Annotated in this window: 20 protein-coding genes; 3 read left to right on the forward strand and 17 right to left on the reverse strand. The window is 49.3% G+C overall.

What is annotated here, in order from left to right; genetic code table 11:
• Positions 1-271 (forward strand): nitroreductase family protein (locus MPL1_RS08745; protein WP_009726765.1); only part of this gene is annotated, 271 nt, incomplete at its 5' end.
• Between the two features lie 65 nt (positions 272-336).
• On the opposite strand, the gene MPL1_RS08750 is transcribed toward MPL1_RS08745, so the two are convergent.
• The 11 genes from MPL1_RS08750 to MPL1_RS08795 all read right to left on the reverse strand — a co-directional run bounded on the left by MPL1_RS08750 (position 337) and on the right by MPL1_RS08795 (position 11,981).
• Positions 337-1,374, reverse strand: coding sequence for a GGDEF domain-containing protein (locus tag MPL1_RS08750; protein WP_009726766.1), 1,038 nt, complete (start codon positions 1,372-1,374; stop codon positions 337-339).
• 36 nt (positions 1,375-1,410) lie between these two features.
• Positions 1,411-2,622, reverse strand: coding sequence for an argininosuccinate synthase (locus MPL1_RS08755; protein ID WP_009726767.1), 1,212 nt, complete (start codon positions 2,620-2,622; stop codon positions 1,411-1,413).
• Positions 2,623-2,672: 50 nt separating this feature from the next.
• Positions 2,673-3,464: a DNA adenine methylase gene (locus tag MPL1_RS08760; protein ID WP_009726768.1), complete on the reverse strand. Its 792-nt coding sequence runs from the start codon at positions 3,462-3,464 to the stop codon at positions 2,673-2,675.
• A gap of 49 nt (positions 3,465-3,513) precedes the next feature.
• Positions 3,514-5,289, reverse strand: a complete 1,776-nt coding sequence (gene lpdA, locus MPL1_RS08765; protein ID WP_009726769.1) for a dihydrolipoyl dehydrogenase — start codon at positions 5,287-5,289, stop codon at positions 3,514-3,516.
• Positions 5,286-6,620 carry a dihydrolipoyllysine-residue acetyltransferase gene (gene aceF, locus MPL1_RS08770; protein ID WP_009726770.1) on the reverse strand — a complete coding sequence of 445 codons (1,335 nt, stop codon included), beginning with the start codon at positions 6,618-6,620 and terminating at the stop codon, positions 5,286-5,288. Before aceF ends, lpdA begins: the two co-directional genes overlap by 4 nt.
• Before the next feature lie 2 nt (positions 6,621-6,622).
• Positions 6,623-9,277 (reverse strand): pyruvate dehydrogenase (acetyl-transferring), homodimeric type, encoded by a 2,655-nt coding sequence (gene aceE / locus MPL1_RS08775; RefSeq protein WP_009726771.1) that lies wholly within the window; start codon positions 9,275-9,277, stop codon positions 6,623-6,625.
• A gap of 124 nt (positions 9,278-9,401) precedes the next feature.
• Complete coding sequence (locus MPL1_RS08780) at positions 9,402-9,998, reverse strand: protein-methionine-sulfoxide reductase heme-binding subunit MsrQ (protein WP_009726772.1); 597 nt, start codon at positions 9,996-9,998, stop codon at positions 9,402-9,404.
• Positions 9,998-10,951, reverse strand: a complete 954-nt coding sequence (gene msrP, locus MPL1_RS08785) for a protein-methionine-sulfoxide reductase catalytic subunit MsrP (RefSeq protein WP_009726773.1) — start codon at positions 10,949-10,951, stop codon at positions 9,998-10,000. Before msrP ends, MPL1_RS08780 begins: the two co-directional genes overlap by 1 nt.
• 3 nt (positions 10,952-10,954) lie before the next feature.
• Complete coding sequence (locus tag MPL1_RS08790; RefSeq protein ID WP_327036646.1) at positions 10,955-11,365, reverse strand: HvfX family Cu-binding RiPP maturation protein; 411 nt, start codon at positions 11,363-11,365, stop codon at positions 10,955-10,957.
• The gene (locus MPL1_RS14385; protein WP_327036647.1) at positions 11,365-11,580 is read right to left on the reverse strand and encodes a hypothetical protein; all 216 of its coding nucleotides are present in this window, start codon (positions 11,578-11,580) and stop codon (positions 11,365-11,367) included. The genes MPL1_RS08790 and MPL1_RS14385 overlap by 1 nt, the downstream gene beginning before the upstream one ends.
• Before the next feature lie 113 nt (positions 11,581-11,693).
• Positions 11,694-11,981 carry an HvfA family oxazolone/thioamide-modified RiPP metallophore gene (locus MPL1_RS08795; RefSeq protein ID WP_009726774.1) on the reverse strand — a complete coding sequence of 96 codons (288 nt, stop codon included), beginning with the start codon at positions 11,979-11,981 and terminating at the stop codon, positions 11,694-11,696.
• A gap of 264 nt (positions 11,982-12,245) precedes the next feature.
• Between MPL1_RS08795 and MPL1_RS08800 the strand changes: the two genes are divergently transcribed.
• Positions 12,246-12,869: a TetR/AcrR family transcriptional regulator gene (locus MPL1_RS08800; protein ID WP_009726775.1), complete on the forward strand. Its 624-nt coding sequence runs from the start codon at positions 12,246-12,248 to the stop codon at positions 12,867-12,869.
• A complete protein-coding gene (locus MPL1_RS08805; protein ID WP_009726776.1) occupies positions 12,869-13,477 on the forward strand; it encodes an RNA polymerase sigma factor in 609 nt (202 codons plus the stop codon). The genes MPL1_RS08800 and MPL1_RS08805 overlap by 1 nt, the downstream gene beginning before the upstream one ends.
• A 13-nt stretch (positions 13,478-13,490) precedes the next feature.
• Here the strand turns inward: MPL1_RS08805 and MPL1_RS08810 are convergent, their stop codons facing one another.
• The 6 genes from MPL1_RS08810 to MPL1_RS08835 form a co-directional block, all read right to left on the reverse strand.
• Positions 13,491-13,745 (reverse strand): anti-sigma factor family protein, encoded by a 255-nt coding sequence (locus tag MPL1_RS08810; RefSeq protein WP_009726777.1) that lies wholly within the window; start codon positions 13,743-13,745, stop codon positions 13,491-13,493.
• A gap of 205 nt (positions 13,746-13,950) precedes the next feature.
• Positions 13,951-14,208, reverse strand: coding sequence for a DUF1244 domain-containing protein (locus tag MPL1_RS08815; protein WP_009726778.1), 258 nt, complete (start codon positions 14,206-14,208; stop codon positions 13,951-13,953).
• Between the two features lie 11 nt (positions 14,209-14,219).
• Positions 14,220-15,176 carry a 4-hydroxy-3-methylbut-2-enyl diphosphate reductase gene (gene ispH / locus MPL1_RS08820; RefSeq protein ID WP_009726779.1) on the reverse strand — a complete coding sequence of 319 codons (957 nt, stop codon included), beginning with the start codon at positions 15,174-15,176 and terminating at the stop codon, positions 14,220-14,222.
• On the reverse strand, positions 15,176-16,264 hold the full coding sequence (pheA, locus tag MPL1_RS08825) for a prephenate dehydratase (protein ID WP_040577044.1): 1,089 nt from the start codon (positions 16,262-16,264) through the stop codon (positions 15,176-15,178). Before pheA ends, ispH begins: the two co-directional genes overlap by 1 nt.
• A gap of 4 nt (positions 16,265-16,268) precedes the next feature.
• Positions 16,269-17,348 carry a 3-phosphoserine/phosphohydroxythreonine transaminase gene (gene serC, locus MPL1_RS08830; RefSeq protein WP_009726781.1) on the reverse strand — a complete coding sequence of 360 codons (1,080 nt, stop codon included), beginning with the start codon at positions 17,346-17,348 and terminating at the stop codon, positions 16,269-16,271.
• A gap of 5 nt (positions 17,349-17,353) precedes the next feature.
• Positions 17,354-17,901, reverse strand: a 548-nt coding sequence (locus MPL1_RS08835) for a DNA gyrase C-terminal beta-propeller domain-containing protein (protein WP_040577045.1), incomplete at its 5' end; no start/stop codon positions are given.

Below are 17,901 nucleotides of genomic sequence, written 5' to 3' on the forward strand. Positions count from 1 at the left end.
CAACCATCATCAAGCACATCGTGATGAGTGCGTGCGTTCAGCCAGCATTGCCGCAACAACGATTATGTTGATGGCGAAAGAGATGGGATATGACAGCTGCCCGATGGATGGTTTCGACTTTGATCAGGTCGCCAAATTGATTGATCTACCACATGATCACATCATCGTGCTGATGATCACCATTGGTAAAAAGCTTGAAGATGCTAACCCACGTGCAGGACAACTGCCGCTGGAAGAAGTGTTCTTCACTGACAGCTTTCCCAAAGCCTGATTTTTTGGGGTCAGATTAGTAAAAACTTGCCGGTTCCTGTTTCAACAAGAACCGGCAGATTTGTTTTAGATGATAGGTGGTGGTGCTTCGGAAACGCAGTTCCGCCCTTTCCGCTTTGACATATACAGCGCACGATCAGCACGTTGCATAAAGCTGTCGACACCTTCTGATGGAACGTATCGGGCAATACCAAAAGACATAGTAATCGTGCCAAGTGGCTCGCGGGTATCCTTGCGTTGAATGCGTTTGCCAGCGATATCCTCGCGTAATTTTTCGGCCAGGCCTCTCGCGTTTTCCAGACTGGTATTCAACAGGACAATGGCAAATTCTTCACCGCCATATCTAGCGACCAGGTCACGGCCCTTGAAAGCACCCTTGAGCGTGTTAGCAATGACTTTGAGCACTTGATCACCCACCAGATGCCCGTGTTTATCATTAATGCTTTTGAACATATCCAGATCAGTGAAAATCAGACAGATTTCCTGATTGTTTTCATCAGCATAACGAGTGACTCTGGCTACCAGCTCATCAAAGGCACGACGATTGGCAAGGCCCGTCAAGGTATCAATTTTTGACTCACGCCGGGTTTCATCAAGCTGTTGCTTGAGATTCTCTACTTCAGCAACCGCGGTATTGAGTCTGTCACAGAGCAAATCACCGGAAGAAACCGTTTGCCGAGCTTCTGCGATCACCTCTTCGACTATTTCATGTATTTCATCTGAAGTCATATCCGAGTGGATGCGCCCGATGATTGTCTGGAGTTTCTGGCTGGATTTGTCTGCATGCGTGACGCCGGTGTAGACAAAATTGATGATTTCCTTGACGAGCCGTGTCAGCTCATCTCGCATCTGGATAATGTCTGCCTTGTCTTTGTTTCTGTCAAAGAAACGCTCGTAGAGAATCCTGCATTGTTCCTCTCCGAGCGTTCCAGTGTCTTCCAGTTCACGGTCAACCGCTTCCATCAGCGCTGCGTTAGTGCCAGAAACATATTCAAACCAGAGCGCATAATTGGCGGGCGTCATAGCAACATCGTGTTTTTTCATCAACGGTATCGCCAGACGCATAAACTCTGCCGCCTGCTCTGAATGTTCCTGATTATCCATAAACTCCTCGTGGTAACATCAACCCCTCGGTGACTGTTACTGTTTTTTCTTTCCTGCGATTTTCAATCTCAGAGCATTCAGCTTGATAAAGCCTTCGGCGTCTTTCTGATTATACGCACCCGCATCATCTTCAAAAGTAGCAATTGATTCATCGAAAAGGCTGTTAGTCGCTGATGCCCGACCCACTACCACGACGTTGCCTTTGTAGAGCTTGATTCTGACGATTCCATTCACAGTTTTCTGTGATGCATCTATCATTGTTTGCATCATTTCACGCTCTGGAGACCACCAGTAGCCATTGTAGATAAGACTTGCATAGCGCGGCATCAATTCATCTTTCAAATGAGCCACTTCACGATCCAGCGTCAGCGACTCAATTGCGCGATGTGCTTTGATCATCACAGTGCCCGCAGGTGTCTCATAACAGCCACGTGACTTCATGCCGACGTAACGATTTTCGACAATATCCAAACGACCAATGCCGTTGGCACCAGCGACTTTATTCAGGTAGGTCATGACCTGTGCTGGAGTCATCGCCTCGCCATTGATTGCAACGATATCGCCTGACTGATAGGTCAGCTCAAGATATGTCGGTGTGTCTGGAGCATTTTCAGGTGAAACCGACCAGCGCCACATGCTCTCTTCTGGTTCGGCCCAGGGATCTTCGAGAATGCCGCCTTCGTAAGAAATATGCAGCAAGTTGGCATCCATTGAATAAGGTGATTTTTTACCCTGTTTCATTTCAACCGGGATGCCATGCTTCTCAGCGTAATCGAGCAGTTTTTGACGCGACAGCAGATCCCACTCACGCCATGGCGCAATCACTTTGATGTTTGGATTAAGTGCATAAGCACCGAGTTCAAAACGCACCTGGTCATTGCCTTTACCCGTTGCGCCGTGAGAGACCGCCTGAGCACCGGTTTCATTCGCAATTTCTACCAGTCTTTTGGCAATCAATGGACGTGCGATGGAGGTTCCCAGTAAATATTCGCCTTCATAAATGGTGTTGGCGCGAAACATCGGAAAAACGTAATCACGAGCAAACTCTTCACGCAAATCTTCAATGTAAATTTCGTTGATGCCCAGCGACTTTGCTTTTTCGCGCGCAGGTTCCACCTCTTCACCCTGCCCCAGATCAGCGGTAAATGTCACCACTTCACAATTGTAGGTGTCTTGCAGCCATTTCAAAATGACAGATGTATCCAAGCCGCCAGAGTAGGCCAGCACCACTTTATCGATATTAGACATGAGCAGGGAATCCTGTGGAAAAATGAACTATATTTACTATATTTATTGTATCAAAATCCGCGCAGAGCAAGCACTTCTCTGACGGTCTGTCGTTGACTGCCCTTACAGCTAATGGTGCGCGGAGCATCGACATATTTAAGCTTGAAGCCAAGCTGTTTATAGAGCTTTTTAATCCTGTCGGTGGCCTGATTGGACAATGCAACAGGTCCATCATGTTGGCTTAACCACAGGGCCAGTCGCTCCTGATCATCCCAGCTAAATCCTTGACGCGCATATTGAGTAAAAGGCACATCATAGGGGGGATCGGCATAAACAAAGTCGCCCTTCTGGAGTATCAACTGCTGAAAATCAAGATTGGTAAACTGCCAGTCTGCCAGCAAAGCCTGATAAGCCGAAAAGTCGGTCTGATAGTTGATTGACTTGTAACGGCCAAACGGCACATTGAAGCCACCGGATTTATTGAAACGGCACAAACCGTTATAACCGGTACGATTAAGATAATAAAACAACTGTGCACTGCGAACTGCAGCCTGAGACTCTTGATTGATCTCATTAAACTCCTGCCGATAGCGGTAATAACAGTCAACGTCATTATCCATCGGCAAATCAATGGTCAGACCTTTACTCAGCTGCTGGTAGAAATTAATCAGTGCCGGATTAATATCATTGAGCAGTGCCTGTTCGGGTTTTAATGCCAAGGCCACAGATAGGCCACCGCAAAACGGTTCAACCAATCGCTGATGATTGGATGACAGCCAGAGTTTTTGCAATCGTGGCACCAGCCAACGTTTGCCACCCGCCCACTTAAGCGGCGGTCTTAACGAACCGTTGACTAAATTCATGGGCAGCATTTCACAGAAAAATGGCCGTGCAGAGCACGGCCAGTTGGGTTTATTTTGAATGTAATGTTTTGCGTGGCGGCATCAGATCCGTGATGTTGCCCTCTGCCATCTCCGCTGCAAACGCAAAAGTTTCCGACAGCGTCGGGTGCGGATGAATGCTCAGGCCAATATCTTCGGCATCAGCGCCCATTTCCAGCGCCAATACTGCTTCAGCAATCAACTCACCGGCATTCGGTCCGACAATACCGGCACCAATCAATTTGCCGGTTTCTTTCTCGAACAATGCCTTGGTCAGACCTTCATCGCGATCCAGACTCAGGCTACGACCACTGGCTGCCCATGGGAATGCACCTTTGACATAGTCAACGCCCTGCTTTTTCGCTTCATCTTCGCTCATGCCCATCCAGGCAACTTCCGGGTCGGTATAGGCAACTGACGGGATGGTCATGGCATCAAACGCCACTTTGCGGCCGGTGATATGTTCAGCCGCCACTTTGCCTTCATGCGTGGCTTTATGAGCCAACATCGGTTGCCCCACAATGTCACCGATAGCATAGATATGCGGCACATTGGTCTGCATCTGTTTGTTGACCTCGATAAAGCCATAATCATTAACAGCCACACCTGCCGCTTCGGCATTAATCAACTTGCCATTGGGGCTACGGCCGACAGCGACCAGAATTTTGTCAAAGGTCTGCGGTTCTGGTGCGTTATCACCTTCAAACGTCACCTTGAGGCCGGATTTCAGCGGCTCAATCTTGCTGACTTTGGTGTTCAGGTAAATCGCTTCGTACTGTTCCTTGATGCGGTTGAACAGCGGTTTGACGATATCCTTGTCAGCACCGGGGATCAGGCTGTCCTGCAACTCCACCACACTGATTTTTGAACCCAGTGCGTTGTAAACAGTGGCCATTTCCAGACCGATAATGCCGCCGCCGATAACCAGCAGGCGTTTAGGAATATCTTCCAGCTCCAACGCATCGGTAGAGTCCATCATGCGTGGATCATCGTTGGGAAATACCGGAATCTTGGTGACACGTGAACCCGCCGCGATGATGCAGTTATCAAAGCTGATGGTTTTTACGCCGTCATCAGTAGTGACCTTCAATGCATTGGGTCCGGCAAATTCGCCGACACCATGCACAACGGTCACTTTGCGTTGTTTGGCCAGCCCTTGCAGACCGCCGGTCAGCTTGCCGACTACGCTGTCTTTCCAGTCTGCCAGTTTGCGTAGATCAATCTTCGGCTCACCAAAGCTGACACCATTTTGTGCCATATGTTTGGTTTCATTGAGCACCTGCGCCGTATGCAATAGCGCCTTGGACGGAATACAGCCGACATTCAGACAGACACCACCAATACGTTGGTAGCGTTCAATCAATATCACTTGTTTACCAAGATCTGCGGCGCGGAATGCTGCCGTGTAACCACCCGGTCCAGAGCCCAGCACCACAACTTCAGCATGCATATCTGCATCAGTCACTGGTGCGGCAGCCTTGGGTGCGGGCGCTGGTGCAGCTTTGGCTTCTGCTTTGGGTTCAGTCGCAGCTGCTGGTTCAACTTTTTCAGGTTCAGATTGAGCGTTATCAGCCGCTTCCAGGGTCAGAATCACATCGCCTTCGCTGACCTTGTCACCGACCTTAACCTTGAGACTGGCAACCTTACCGGCAGCGCTGCTGGGAATTTCCATCGCCGCTTTGTCAGATTCCAGGGTAATAATGTCCTGATTTTCAGCAACATCATCACCTTCAGCTACCAGTACCTCGATAATCTCAACCGAGTCAAAATCACCAATATCCGGGACTTTGATTTCAATCAAACTCATAACAATACCTTTCTGATATCTGACAGCATCTGGCTTAGCATCACTGTAAAGCGAGCACCCGCAGCACCATCAATCACTCGATGGTCATAAGAAATCGACAGCGGCAGCATCAGTCTTGGGGCAAACTCTTTGCCATTCCAGACCGGCTTCATCTGGTGACGACTAACGCCCAGAATCGCCACTTCCGGTGCGTTAACAATCGGCGTGAAGAACTGACCACCGATGCCACCCAGACTAGAGATAGTAAAGGTGCCGCCCTGCATATCCTTGGCTGTCAGTGCACCGTCACGCGCACGCGCGCTGACTTCACCCAGTTCGCCAGCCAGTTCCAAAAAGCCTTTTTTATCAACATCACGAATCACCGGCACCATCAGACCGTTAGGTGTGTCCACCGCAACACCGATGTTGTAGTACTTCTTGAGGATCAGGCTTTCCTTGTCTTCGCTGAGCGAGGCATTGAATTCTGGATATTGTTTCAAACAAGCCACCACGGCTTTCATAATGAATACCAGTGGTGTCAGATTGACGCCCTTCTTGGCCGCCATCTCCTTGTTTTCCTTGCGGAACTGTTCCAGCTCAGTGATATCAGCTTCATCAAACTGAGTCACATGCGGAATATTCAACCAGCAGGCATGTAGATGTTTGCCGGAGATCTTCTTGATACGGCTCAAATCCTGTTTTTCAATATCGCCAAACTGTTCAAAGTTAATCACCGGCACAGAAGGAATACCTGCCCCAGTTGCGGCTGCCTGTGGTGCAGGTGCCGTCATGATCTTCTTGACGTAATTTTGTACATCTTCCTTACTGATACGGCCTTTGGTACCAGTGCCAGTTACGGCCGCCAGCGGCACGCCCAGTTCACGAGCAAAAGCACGTACCGATGGAGAGGCATGCGAACGTTTTTTCGCCGACTCAGTATCCGGTGCATAGGGCACGTTTTCGATGAGCTCGGGTTGTGGATTAGCCACAGTGGCGACAGGTGTTTCAGTTTTAGCCGCAACCGGAGCTGGCTCTGCTTTTGCTGCGGGTTCTGCCGGTGCTTTAGCCGCTGGTTCACTCGCTTCAGCTTTAGCCGGTTGGGCTACAGCCGCATCGGCTTCAAGCAAGGCAATCACATCACCTTCACTGACTTTGTCGCCAACCTTGACTTTCATTTCCTTGACTGTGCCAGCGATGGATGCCGGGATTTCCATCATAGCCTTGTCGGATTCGATGGTAATGACTTCCTGTTCGGCACTGATGCTGTCGCCTTCGGCGATCAGCACTTCGATAATTTCAACGCCTTCAAAGTCACCGATATCGGGTACTTTTAATTCAATCAAATCTGCCATTTTTATGCCTTCACTGGATTAATTGCGTCCGCATTGATGTTGTATTGCTTGATGGCTTTATCTACCACATCAGCTTTGATCTCACCCTGTTCAGCCAACGCGCTCAGCGTTGCAACGACCACATGATAACGATCCACTTCAAAGAAGTTACGCAGTTTTTCACGGGTATCACTACGGCCAAAGCCATCGGTGCCCAGCACAGTGTAGCTGCCACGCACCCAAGGTCGGATTTGTTCTGCATACATGCGGATATAGTCAGTGGCGGCAATCACTACACCTGGTTGGTCATCCAGGCACTCTGCAACATAGCTGCGTTTTTTCGGTGCGGTTGGATGCAATCTATTGTGACGATCCACTTCCATGCCATCACGTGCCAGTTCGTTGATGCTGGTTGCGCTCCAGACATTGGCAGACACTTTCCAGTCGTTTTCCAGCATCTCGGCAGCCGCTTCAACTTCACGCAAGATGGTGCCACTGCCCAACAGTTGTGCTTTGAGTTTGTGTTTTCCGCCCGCTTTCAGTTGATACAGGCCTTTGATGATGCCTTCTTCAACACCTTTCGGCATTTCAGGGTGCGTGTAATTCTCGTTCATCGCAGTGATGTAATAGAACACGCTTTCCTGCTTTTCATACATGCGACGCAAGCCGTCATGAATGATCACTGCCATTTCATAAGCGTAGGTCGGATCGTAACTGACACAGTTAGGAATAGTGTTGGCCAGAATCAGACTGTGACCATCCTGATGCTGCAGACCTTCACCATTCAAGGTGGTCCGGCCAGCCGTACCGCCGAGCAGGAAGCCTTTGGCCTGAATATCACCAGCCAGCCACCACAGGTCACCGACGCGCTGGAAGCCGAACATCGAATAGTAGATGTAGAACGGCACCATGTTGACGTTATAGTTGGCATAGGCAGTCGCGGCTGAAATCCAGTCAGACATCGCACCGGCTTCGTTAATACCCTCTTCAAGGATCTGGCCTTTGGTGTCTTCGCGATACCACATGACCTTGCCGGAATCTTCCGGTTCGTACATCTGACCTGACGATGAGTAAATACCAACGCTGCGGAACAGACCTTCCATACCAAAGGTTCGCGCTTCATCCGGTACGATAGGCACAATGTTCTTGCCGATATTCTTGTCGCGAATCAGCGCGGTTAATACACGGACAAACGCCATTGTGGTCGACAATTCACGATCACCACTGGATTTGAGCACAGCATCAAACGCCGACAGTTCCGGGATTTTCAGCGCAGGTGCTTTAACGGTGCGCTTGGGCAGGAAGCCACCCAGTTCCTGACGACGCTCCAGCAGATATTTTTTCTCTTCACTGTCATCATCAAGCGTCAGATATGGGATTTCTTCGATATCTTCATCTGAAATCGGAATGTTGAAACGATCCCGGAACCGTTTCATATGCTCCAGTTCCAGTTTCTTCTGCTGGTGAGTGGTGTTCTGACCTTCACCAGCCTGGCCCATGCCGTAGCCTTTGACCGTTTTGGCTAGAATGACGGTAGGTTGACCTTCATGCTCAGTAGCCCGTTTGTAGGCTGCGTAAATCTTGCGTGGGTCATGACCACCGCGGCTCAGATTCCAGATATCCTCATCGGTCATATCGGAAACCATTTCCAGCAATTCTGGATATTTGCCAAAGAAATGTTTACGCACATAAGCGCCGTCTTTGGCTTTGTAGTTCTGATATTCGCCATCGACCACTTCTTCCATGCGCTTGAGCAGCAGACCGTTTTTATCTCGCGCCAGTAACTGATCCCAGCCACTGCCCCAGATAATCTTGATCACATTCCAGCCAGCACCACGGAATAAGGCTTCCAGTTCCTGAATGATCTTGCCGTTACCACGTACCGGACCGTCAAGACGTTGCAGGTTACAGTTGACCACAAAAATCAGGTTGTCGAGTTTTTCACGACCCGCCAGCGTAATGGCACCCAAAGACTCTGGCTCGTCCATTTCACCGTCACCCAGGAAAGCCCAGACATGACGCCCCGAAGTTTTGGCGAGTTCTCGGTGTTCCATGTACTTCATGAAACGTGCTTGATAGATCGACAGGATAGGACCCAGGCCCATCGAGACTGTCGGGAACTGCCAGTAATCCGGCATCAACCAGGGATGTGGATAGGATGACAGGCCTTTGCCGTCAGCTTCAAAGCGGAAATTATTGAGTTGTTCTTCGGTCAGGCGGCCTTCAAGGAAAGAACGCGCATAAATACCTGGTGATGAGTGCCCTTGGATAAACAGCATGTCAGCACCGTTACCGTAATCTTCGCCTTTGAAGAAATGGTTAAAGCCGACATCGTAAAGGGTAGCTGCTGAAGAGAAACTGGCAATATGACCACCGACTGAACCAGGTTTCATATTAGCTTTGACCACCATCGCCATCGCATTCCAGCGAATGTATGAGCGCAGCTTGTGCTCCATGGCCTGATCACCGGGGATACGCTCTTGTTGGTGAACTGGTATCGAATTGACGTAAGCGGTATTTGCACTGTACGGAAGGTTAATGCCACTGCGGCGTGCCATCTCAACGAGACGTTCAATGATGTAATGCGCTTTTTTCTCACCACCAAACTCGATTACGGATTCCAGCGCATCCAGCCATTCCTGAGTTTCTTGTGGATCTTGATCGACAAAATCAGTCATAAATACCTTCTTAACTCTCAATGCGATTGATAACAGCCGCCCATTGTAACAGCTTTTGATTGATTCTCTAGCTTGCGCCAGTCATCAAAACATGTGTAAAGGCCCGCTGGGCGGGCCTGAGCTGTCAGGAAGCAGAAGCAGATTGTCGACGTCGGTGGTGGATTAAACGCCAGACAAGTAGCACAGCAAGCAGAGCAATGTAGATAATCGGCTGCCGGGTGTCTGCTTTGACCAACATCAAGAAGTGCAAACAAGCCGTTGCGGCAGCCAGATAAGACAATCGATGCAGTTGTCGCCATCTTCGACCACCAAGACGTTTGATCATGGCGTTGCTTGAGGTCAAGGCCAATGGCAACAACAACAGGAAATTGATAAAGCCGACCGTGATAAATGGACGTTCTTTGATATCACGAATAATTTCTGCGACATCAAAAAACTGATCCAGACCGAGGTACAGCAGCATGTGCAAACAGGCATAAAAAAAGGCAAACAAGCCGAGCATTCGGCGAAATCTGAGCCAATGATTCATGCCTGTCAGCCAGCACAGTGGACTGATGCACAGTGTGATCAGCAAAAATCTCAATGCCCATAAACCGGTTTCACGGGTTAGGGTCTCGATGGGATTGGCTCCAAGTTGATCTGTCAGCAAACCATAAACCAGCCAACAAAACGGCAGTAATGCCAGGCTGAACACCAGCGGTTTACTGTATTCAAGGCGCATTAAAAATACTTTCGTAAATCCATGCCGCTGTACATCTCTGCTACATGGTCACCATAACCGTTAAACATCAATGTTTCCCGTTTCAGCAATTCACCAATACGCCTTTCACGACGCTGACTCCAGCGAGGATGATTGACCTCGGGATTCACGTTGGAATAAAAGCCGTATTCATGCGGCGCGGACTCGACCCACGCGGTCAAGGGCATTTTTTCGGTAAAGCGAATGCGAACGATCGACTTGATGCTTTTAAAACCGTATTTCCAGGGCACCACCAGACGGATCGGTGCGCCGTTCTGTCCAGGCATCATTTTGCCATACAGACCCACCGCCAGAATGGTCAACGGATGCATGGCTTCGTCAATGCGCAAACCTTCCTTGTAGGGCCATTGTAATACCCGACGTCGCTGTCCCGGCATCTGTTCTGGATCATACAAGGTGGTGAACTCAACAAATTTGGCCCGGCTGTTAGGCTGGGCTTTTTTTAACACCTCAGATAATTGAAAGCCCACCCAGGGTATGACCATCGACCAGCCTTCAACGCAGCGCAAGCGATAAATACGCTCTTCGAGTGTGTAGGGCTGGATAAATTCCTGATAATCAAACACACCGGGGTTATCACACTCACCATCAACTGTGATCTGCCATGGTTTGGCCGGGTCCGGAAAATCTGCCGCTAGTGCCGAAGGCGCGCTTTTGTCAGTACCAAACTCGTAAAAATTGTTGTAGGTGGTAATGGACTCAAACGAGGTCAGACGCTCATCAGTAGAGAATTCGCTTGAGGACAAGCCATCAAAGTCCTCACCTCGTGCGGCGTTGATTTTGCCAAAAGGCATCACTGACAATGCAGCAACACCAATGGCACCTTCAATAAATTTTCTTCGGTTTAAATAGGTTTTATGGTCGGTGACTTCAGATTCAGGTAGGTCCCAGGGGTGCCGCTTTTTGATCCACATAAGTCAATCCCGATCAGGTTGAGTGAGATATTTTCTGGCAAACCAGAAATCGATACTCACATATCGACCAGCACCAAGGAAAAAGAGTGCCAGCAACATGACAAAATAAGTTGCCGCGAACTCAATACCGTTATTAAGCACGACAAAATTGCCATGTTCTGTCAGCCACGAATAATTACCATGTTCACGCAGGATCTCCTTGACCCGATCCAGTCGCTGAATGGCATCTGGGGTATTGGCAGAAGCAAATGCACTCATCGGATCGTGAATTGCCTGCCAACCGTGTTTCAGGTGAACCGTGACCGCCGCAACAATCATGGTGATCATCAGCGGTATTGCCATCCAGCGTACGGCCAAACCAAGCAATAAGGCGATGGCACCAAAATATTCAGCCCCCCAGGCCATATAGGCCATCAACTCTGGAAATGGCAGCCCCAGTCCCCAATCAGGTTGGCGAACCAGGCAATGGTGTTGTCCAGTGAGCTGCTGGCATCAAACGGATTCCATTTATTGTTAGCTGCGACCCAGAATACGGGCACCAGATAGGCTCGCAACAGCAGTGGTGCCAGAAAATCAATCTGTCGCGTTTGCTCAAGCAGCGAGTGAAAAAAAGTCACGATTCGGTTCATGATCTGCGTTTCCTAGTAGCTGTTTTTTGCCTCGATTCGACATCATCGCTGGCGCAAAAAGACATGAGGGCTCCTGATGAGCCCTCATGCAATTCGATATTGAGCACCAGTGATTAATTGCTACCACCACATTTACCTTCGCCACACTTGCCTTCTGTGTCTTTATCACCGGCACCACATTTGCCTTCGGCATCTTTACCATCAGCCGCGCCACACTTGCCCTCGCCACATTTGCCTTCCGCATGATGCTTGGCCAGCTGCATATAGCCCGATGTGAGTTCAGCCGTCGCAAAGGGGTTGCTATCCGCATGCACTGCGGCAGGTGATAGTACCAAACCAGCAGTTAGCGCAGCGCCCATAGCCAGCGAGAGATTAGCCTTTTTAGATGTGTTTGAATTCATGTGAAACTCCTCGATTATTAAATACACGATGACAGATCCAGTGTGACCAGCCATAACACAGAGACGCCTCAAAAATGCAATTGTTACAGTCATGACAACAAAAAAATAAACTTCTCCACACTGACCTGACATTCATTGACCCAGTCATTGCAGGAAATCCATCTATGGGTTTTACACCCACCTGGTCTGGAGCCAAATTTGTTGTTTGAATTTCACAGAAGAATATTGCAATATTTTCAATATTGAACCATTTGGTCCAGAATCATGCCGCAACCGGGACGACCACGTCAGTTTGACAGCCAACAGGCACTGGAAATGGCCACCCGTCATTTCTGGACACACGGTTATGCTGCAACGTCGATTCAGGATTTGATGCAGTGTATGCAATTATCCAAAAGCAGTCTTTATCAGGTATTTGGCGGCAAGAAACAGTTACTGCTAGAGGCAATCCACCATTACCAGCATCAGCTCTGTCAGCGTCTGCAAAGACAACTTGATGCTTCGGATAACGGTCTCGATTTTTTCCGTCAGCTGCTCGATGAAGTCATAGCTGACGCAACACCTGAAAGCGGACGTGCCGGTTGCCTGTTTGTCAATCTGGCCAACGAAATCGGCCCACACGATGCAGACATCTCTGCCGTACTGTCTCAGGGCATTGTGTCAGTAGAGCCCATTTTTATTGCCGCTTTAGACAAGGCAAAGTCGGAGCAGTTACTTGATGCACAGGCAAACAGTCAGCAACTGGCCAGTTTTATACTGGCTGCCATCAGCGGTATGCGCACCATGATTCGTGCAGGCGTAGATACGGCCACGCTGGCAACCATTGCCGAGTCCATCATCAATCATTTACCTGCGGCTAGCGCCAGTCAAAGTCAGGACAGCCGTTGATGAGTTCTAAGGGTGAACTGACTGAAGCCGAATTGGTGGCGGCACTCAAACAGGGTAAGCGTGAGGCTTTCCAGCAATTGGTGGGCGCATATCACAACACCATGTTAGTTGTTGCCAGGGCGATTATTGGTGAAGCATTTGCCGATGAAGTAGTTCAGGACGCCTGGGAAACAATTATTTCCGCCATTCATGGCTTTGAAGGCCGCTCATCCTTGCGAAGCTGGCTGATCACCATCGTCAGTAACCGTGCGAAAACGCGGCTGAAACGGGAAAAACGCTTCGAATCCCTCGACGAGGACTGGCAGGATCCGGATGAACGAAACTTCAATGACCGTGGCTGGCTGACTCGGGATCCAGCCGACTGGAACTTGGACACGCCGGAAGCAATTCTGGCCAGTGAGCAATTACGCGATGTCATCCTGCACTGCCTGGAGCAATTGCCGGAAAAGCAACGGGCTGTTTTGACACTGGTCGACATCGAAGGGCTGGATTTTGAACAAATCTGTCACATTCTTGATATCAGTTCGTCCAATGTCCGAGTGCTACTGCACCGGGCACGGCTCAGTTTGAGACATGCCATATCTGGATATCAGCAATCGGCGAATTGAGAAGACTCAACCATCAATGCTTGTTTTTGTGGATCTCAAGAAAACGCTGATGAAGTGCATCGGCGAGCTGTTTGGTGTCGTCATCTTGCTGTTGATGAATGCTGCGAACAGAAGCGATGGTCAGGCGTAATTGTTTCATGAATATCCGGCAATGCGAACACATCATGACATGCAACCAAATCGCCAGTCGCTTACGACGACTCAGGCGTTTATCCAGATAATCACTGGCATGTTCATGCACATCTTTGCAATTCAACATTAACTTCATTAGCTGTGTTGCTTACCCCTGACCGCTGGCACGGTTGTCATCAAACGCCTGATTTATCGAAACTGCCGTATAACGTCAATCCTGACGATGGCTGGCATAAAATTCACCCGTCAGCCGCTACTGCATCTGGTTGTCTGTGGAAGACTGTTCAGCAAGACGTTTGTTACAAATTTTTTGCCGTTTTAACAGGCGCTATGAAACGGGACTATTTTTTTAACTCAGTCTGATATTTGGCTTTCCACTCATCGTAAGGCATGCCATAGACCATTTCCCGGGCCTGGTCGTAGTTCAAGTCGAGGCCTTTTGACTCCGCCGCAGCCAGATACCACTTAGACAGACAATTGCGGCAAAAACCAGCCAGATTCATCAGGTCTATGTTTTGCACATCAGTTCGTTCTTGCAGATGTGCCACCAAACGACGAAAAGCCGCTGCTTCAAGTTCTGTCTGAGTTTGTTGATCCATAATGACTACCGTTATTTTCTTAATTGACTGATATCGACTTTCAATGCTTTAGGTAATGAAAACTCAACTGTTTCTGGCTCACCACCACCCTCTTCTACACTGTCGACACCAACAGTTTTCAGGTAATTCACCACTTGCTGCACCAGTAGTTCCGGTGCGGAAGCGCCCGCGGTTAAACCGATAACTTGTTTGCCCGTCAGCCAGGCCGGATCGATCTGTTCTGCATTGTCGATCAGATAGGCAGGTGTGCCCAGTTTTTCAGACAACTCCCGCAAACGATTTGAGTTTGAACTGTTCACCGAGCCGACTACCAGCAGCAGATCACACTCTGCAGCCAACAGCTTCACCGCATCCTGACGATTCTGCGTGGCATAGCAAATATCATCTTTGCCCGGACCAATAATCCCGGGGAATCGATCACGCAGAGCATCGATGACACGTGACGTATCGTCTACCGACAGTGTTGTCTGGGTGACAAAGGCGATATTGTCGGGATTTTTGACCTGCATATTGGCAACATCTTCCGGCGACTCAACCAGGTACATACCTCCTTCTACGGACGTATATTGCCCCATCGTGCCTTCTACTTCCGGATGGCCGGCATGACCGATAAGAATGCATTCCCGTGCCTGCTTGTCATGTCTGGCTACTTCAAGATGCACTTTGGTCACTAGCGGACAAGTGGCATCAAACACTTTCAGATCACGCTGTTTGCCCTGACGCTGCACTTCCTTTGAAACGCCGTGAGCGCTGAAAATGACGGTATTGCCATCGGGCACTTCATCCAGCTCATCAACAAAAACCGCGCCTTTGTTGCGTAGATCATCAACCACAAACCGGTTATGAACGACTTCGTGTCGAACATAAATCGGCGCACCAAACAATTCTATTGCCCGTTCGACAATATCGATTGCCCGATCAACGCCTGCACAAAAGCCCCGCGGGTTTGCCAGAATCAGTTTTGCCATTACAGAACTGCCTTGGGATAAGAACCCAGTACGCGGAACACAGAAGCTTCATTTTGAAGTTTAGCCAGTGCTTCAGCGACTGCTGGCGACTGGCTGTGCCCGTCGATATCAATAAAAAATACGTATTCCCACATGCCCTTGCGCGAGGGACGTGATTCAATTCTGCTCATGCTGATGCCACTATCTGCAAGTGGCTTTAGCAGGCTTTGCAATGCACCGGGTTTGTTCTGGGTAGACACCAGCAAGGCTGTTTTGTCCTCGCCGCTAGGCCCAACGTCCTGAGTGCCAATCACTAAAAATCGTGTGGTATTGCCTGCTTCATCTTCGATATTGCTGGCGATGACTTCAAGGCCGTAAATATCAGCCGCAGTACTGGCTGCAATAGCGGCCACATCATCACCCATCTCGGCAACACGCCGGGCCGCTTCCGAATTACTATCAAGCGCAACCAATTCAGCATGCGGTAATTGATCACCGAGCCATTGGCGACATTGCGCCAATGCTTGAGGATGTGCATATACCGTTTTGATCTGATTGAGCTGACTGGTTTTTCCAAGCAGATAATGGTGAATACGCAAAGTCACTTCACCATTAATTTTCAATGGTGAGCTGATAAAGCGATCCAGCGTATGAGAAACCATGCCCTCACTGGAGTTTTCTACCGGCACTACACCATATCGGGCGTATTCAGTTTCCACAGCACGAAATACATTGGCGATGGTGCTCACAGGTTGCAACTGAACAGAACCACCGAAATGCTTCAACGCAGCAGCCTGGGTAAATGATCCTTCCGGTCCTAGATAGGCCACTTGCAAAGGTTTTTCTGCAGCCAGACAGGCTGACATGATTTCCCGAAAAATTCGTCCGACCTCGGCATCAGGCAGTGGCCCGGTATTTCTCTCCATAACTTTCCGTAAAATCATGGCTTCTCTTTCAGGCCGATAAAAATCCACCTGCTCGCCGGAGGCTATTTTCACCTCAGCAACTTTTTGGGCAAACTCGGCTCGCTGATTCAGCAACTGCTGAATTTGCTGATCAATCTCATCTATTTGTTGCCGAATGTGCTGTAAGGCTTTCTGTTCACTCATGTGTTCAACCGTACTGACGTTCAAACTCAGCCATAAATGCAATCAGGCTATCAACTCCTTGCTCAGGCATCGCGTTGTAAATACTGGCGCGCATACCTCCAAGGTCCCGATGTCCCTTGAGTGTCAGCAAACCATTATCTGCGGCCATTTGCAAAAATTGCTTGTCCAGTGCGCTATTAGCCAGTGTAAATGGAATATTCATCCACGAACGATAGCGTGGATCGATCGGATTATTGTAAAAATCACTGCCATCAATCGCCTGGTAAAGTTTGCTGGCTTTACGCGCATTGATTTCACCCATTTTTTCCAGACCGCCATTGCGCTTCAGCCATTTAAACACCAGTCCAGACAGATACCAGCTATAGGTTGCAGGTGTGTTGTACATGGAACCGTTGTCAGCATGTGTTTTGTAATCGAACATGACCGGCGTGCCGGGCAGTGTTTGGCCGAGTAAATCCTTGCGCACAATCACCAGACACAGACCTGCCGGACCAATATTTTTCTGTGCGCCGGCGTAAATCAGTGCAAAACGGCTCACATCCAGGGGTCTGGATAACAGGGTCGACGAAAAATCTGCTACTAGCGGAACATCGCCAACATCCGGGATCTCAGCAAACTCGAGCCCATGTATGGTCTCATTCGGTGTGTAATGCACATAGGCAGCCGATGAATTAAGCTGCCAGTCAGCTTGATCAGCAATCGTGGTAAAGCGATTAGCCGTCGAATCAGTCGCCACGTTGACCTGTGCGTAGCGTTTTGCCTCAGCAATGGCTTTTTGAGACCAGGCGCCGGTATTGAGGTAATCTACAGTAGATTTTCCTCGCAGCAGATTCATCGGAATCATCGAAAACTGGCTGGAAGCACCGCCTTGCAGAAACAGCACTGCGTAGTCATCCGAAATATTCAATAAATCTCGTAAATCCTGCTCAGCTTCAGTGGCAATCGATGTGTATTCAGGACCGCGATGGCTCATTTCCATCACAGACATTCCGGTACCACGCCAGTCAAGCATTTCGTCCTGTGCCTGCATAATGACTTCCGTCGGCAGCATGGCCGGACCGGCACTAAAATTAAATGCTCTCAATGTCGTTATTCTTCTGTATCGTCAGTGTTGTCTGCTGCCTGTTCATCGGCATCAGCGTCATTGTCTTCATCTTCGATGACACGTTCCAGTCCAACCAGTTTTTCATCTTTAGTCAGATTGATAAGCTTGACGCCCTGAGTGTTTCTGCCCACCAAAGACACATCTTTGACCGGAGTCCGCACCAATGTGCCGCCGTTGGTGATCAGCATGATTTGATCTTCATCACAGACTTGAACAGCCCCCACGACATTACCGTTTCGTGCTGAAGTCTGAATTGAGATGATGCCTTGCCCGCCTCTACCCTGTACGCGGTATTCTTCAAGGTTGGTTCGTTTTCCGTAACCAAACTCTGTGGCGGTCAGAATGGCGCCATCGGGCTGGGCGATAATCAGTGAAATGATGCGTTCACTATCACTGATGCGCATACCACGAACGCCACGAGATACACGGCCCATCGAACGCACATCCGTTTCCGGGAAACGAATCACTTTGCCGTTGCTGCTGAACAACATGACATCTGATGCACCATCTGTCAGCGCCACACCCACCAGTC

Source organism: Methylophaga lonarensis MPL (assembly GCF_000349205.1).
GTDB classification, from domain to species: domain Bacteria; phylum Pseudomonadota; class Gammaproteobacteria; order Nitrosococcales; family Methylophagaceae; genus Methylophaga; species Methylophaga lonarensis.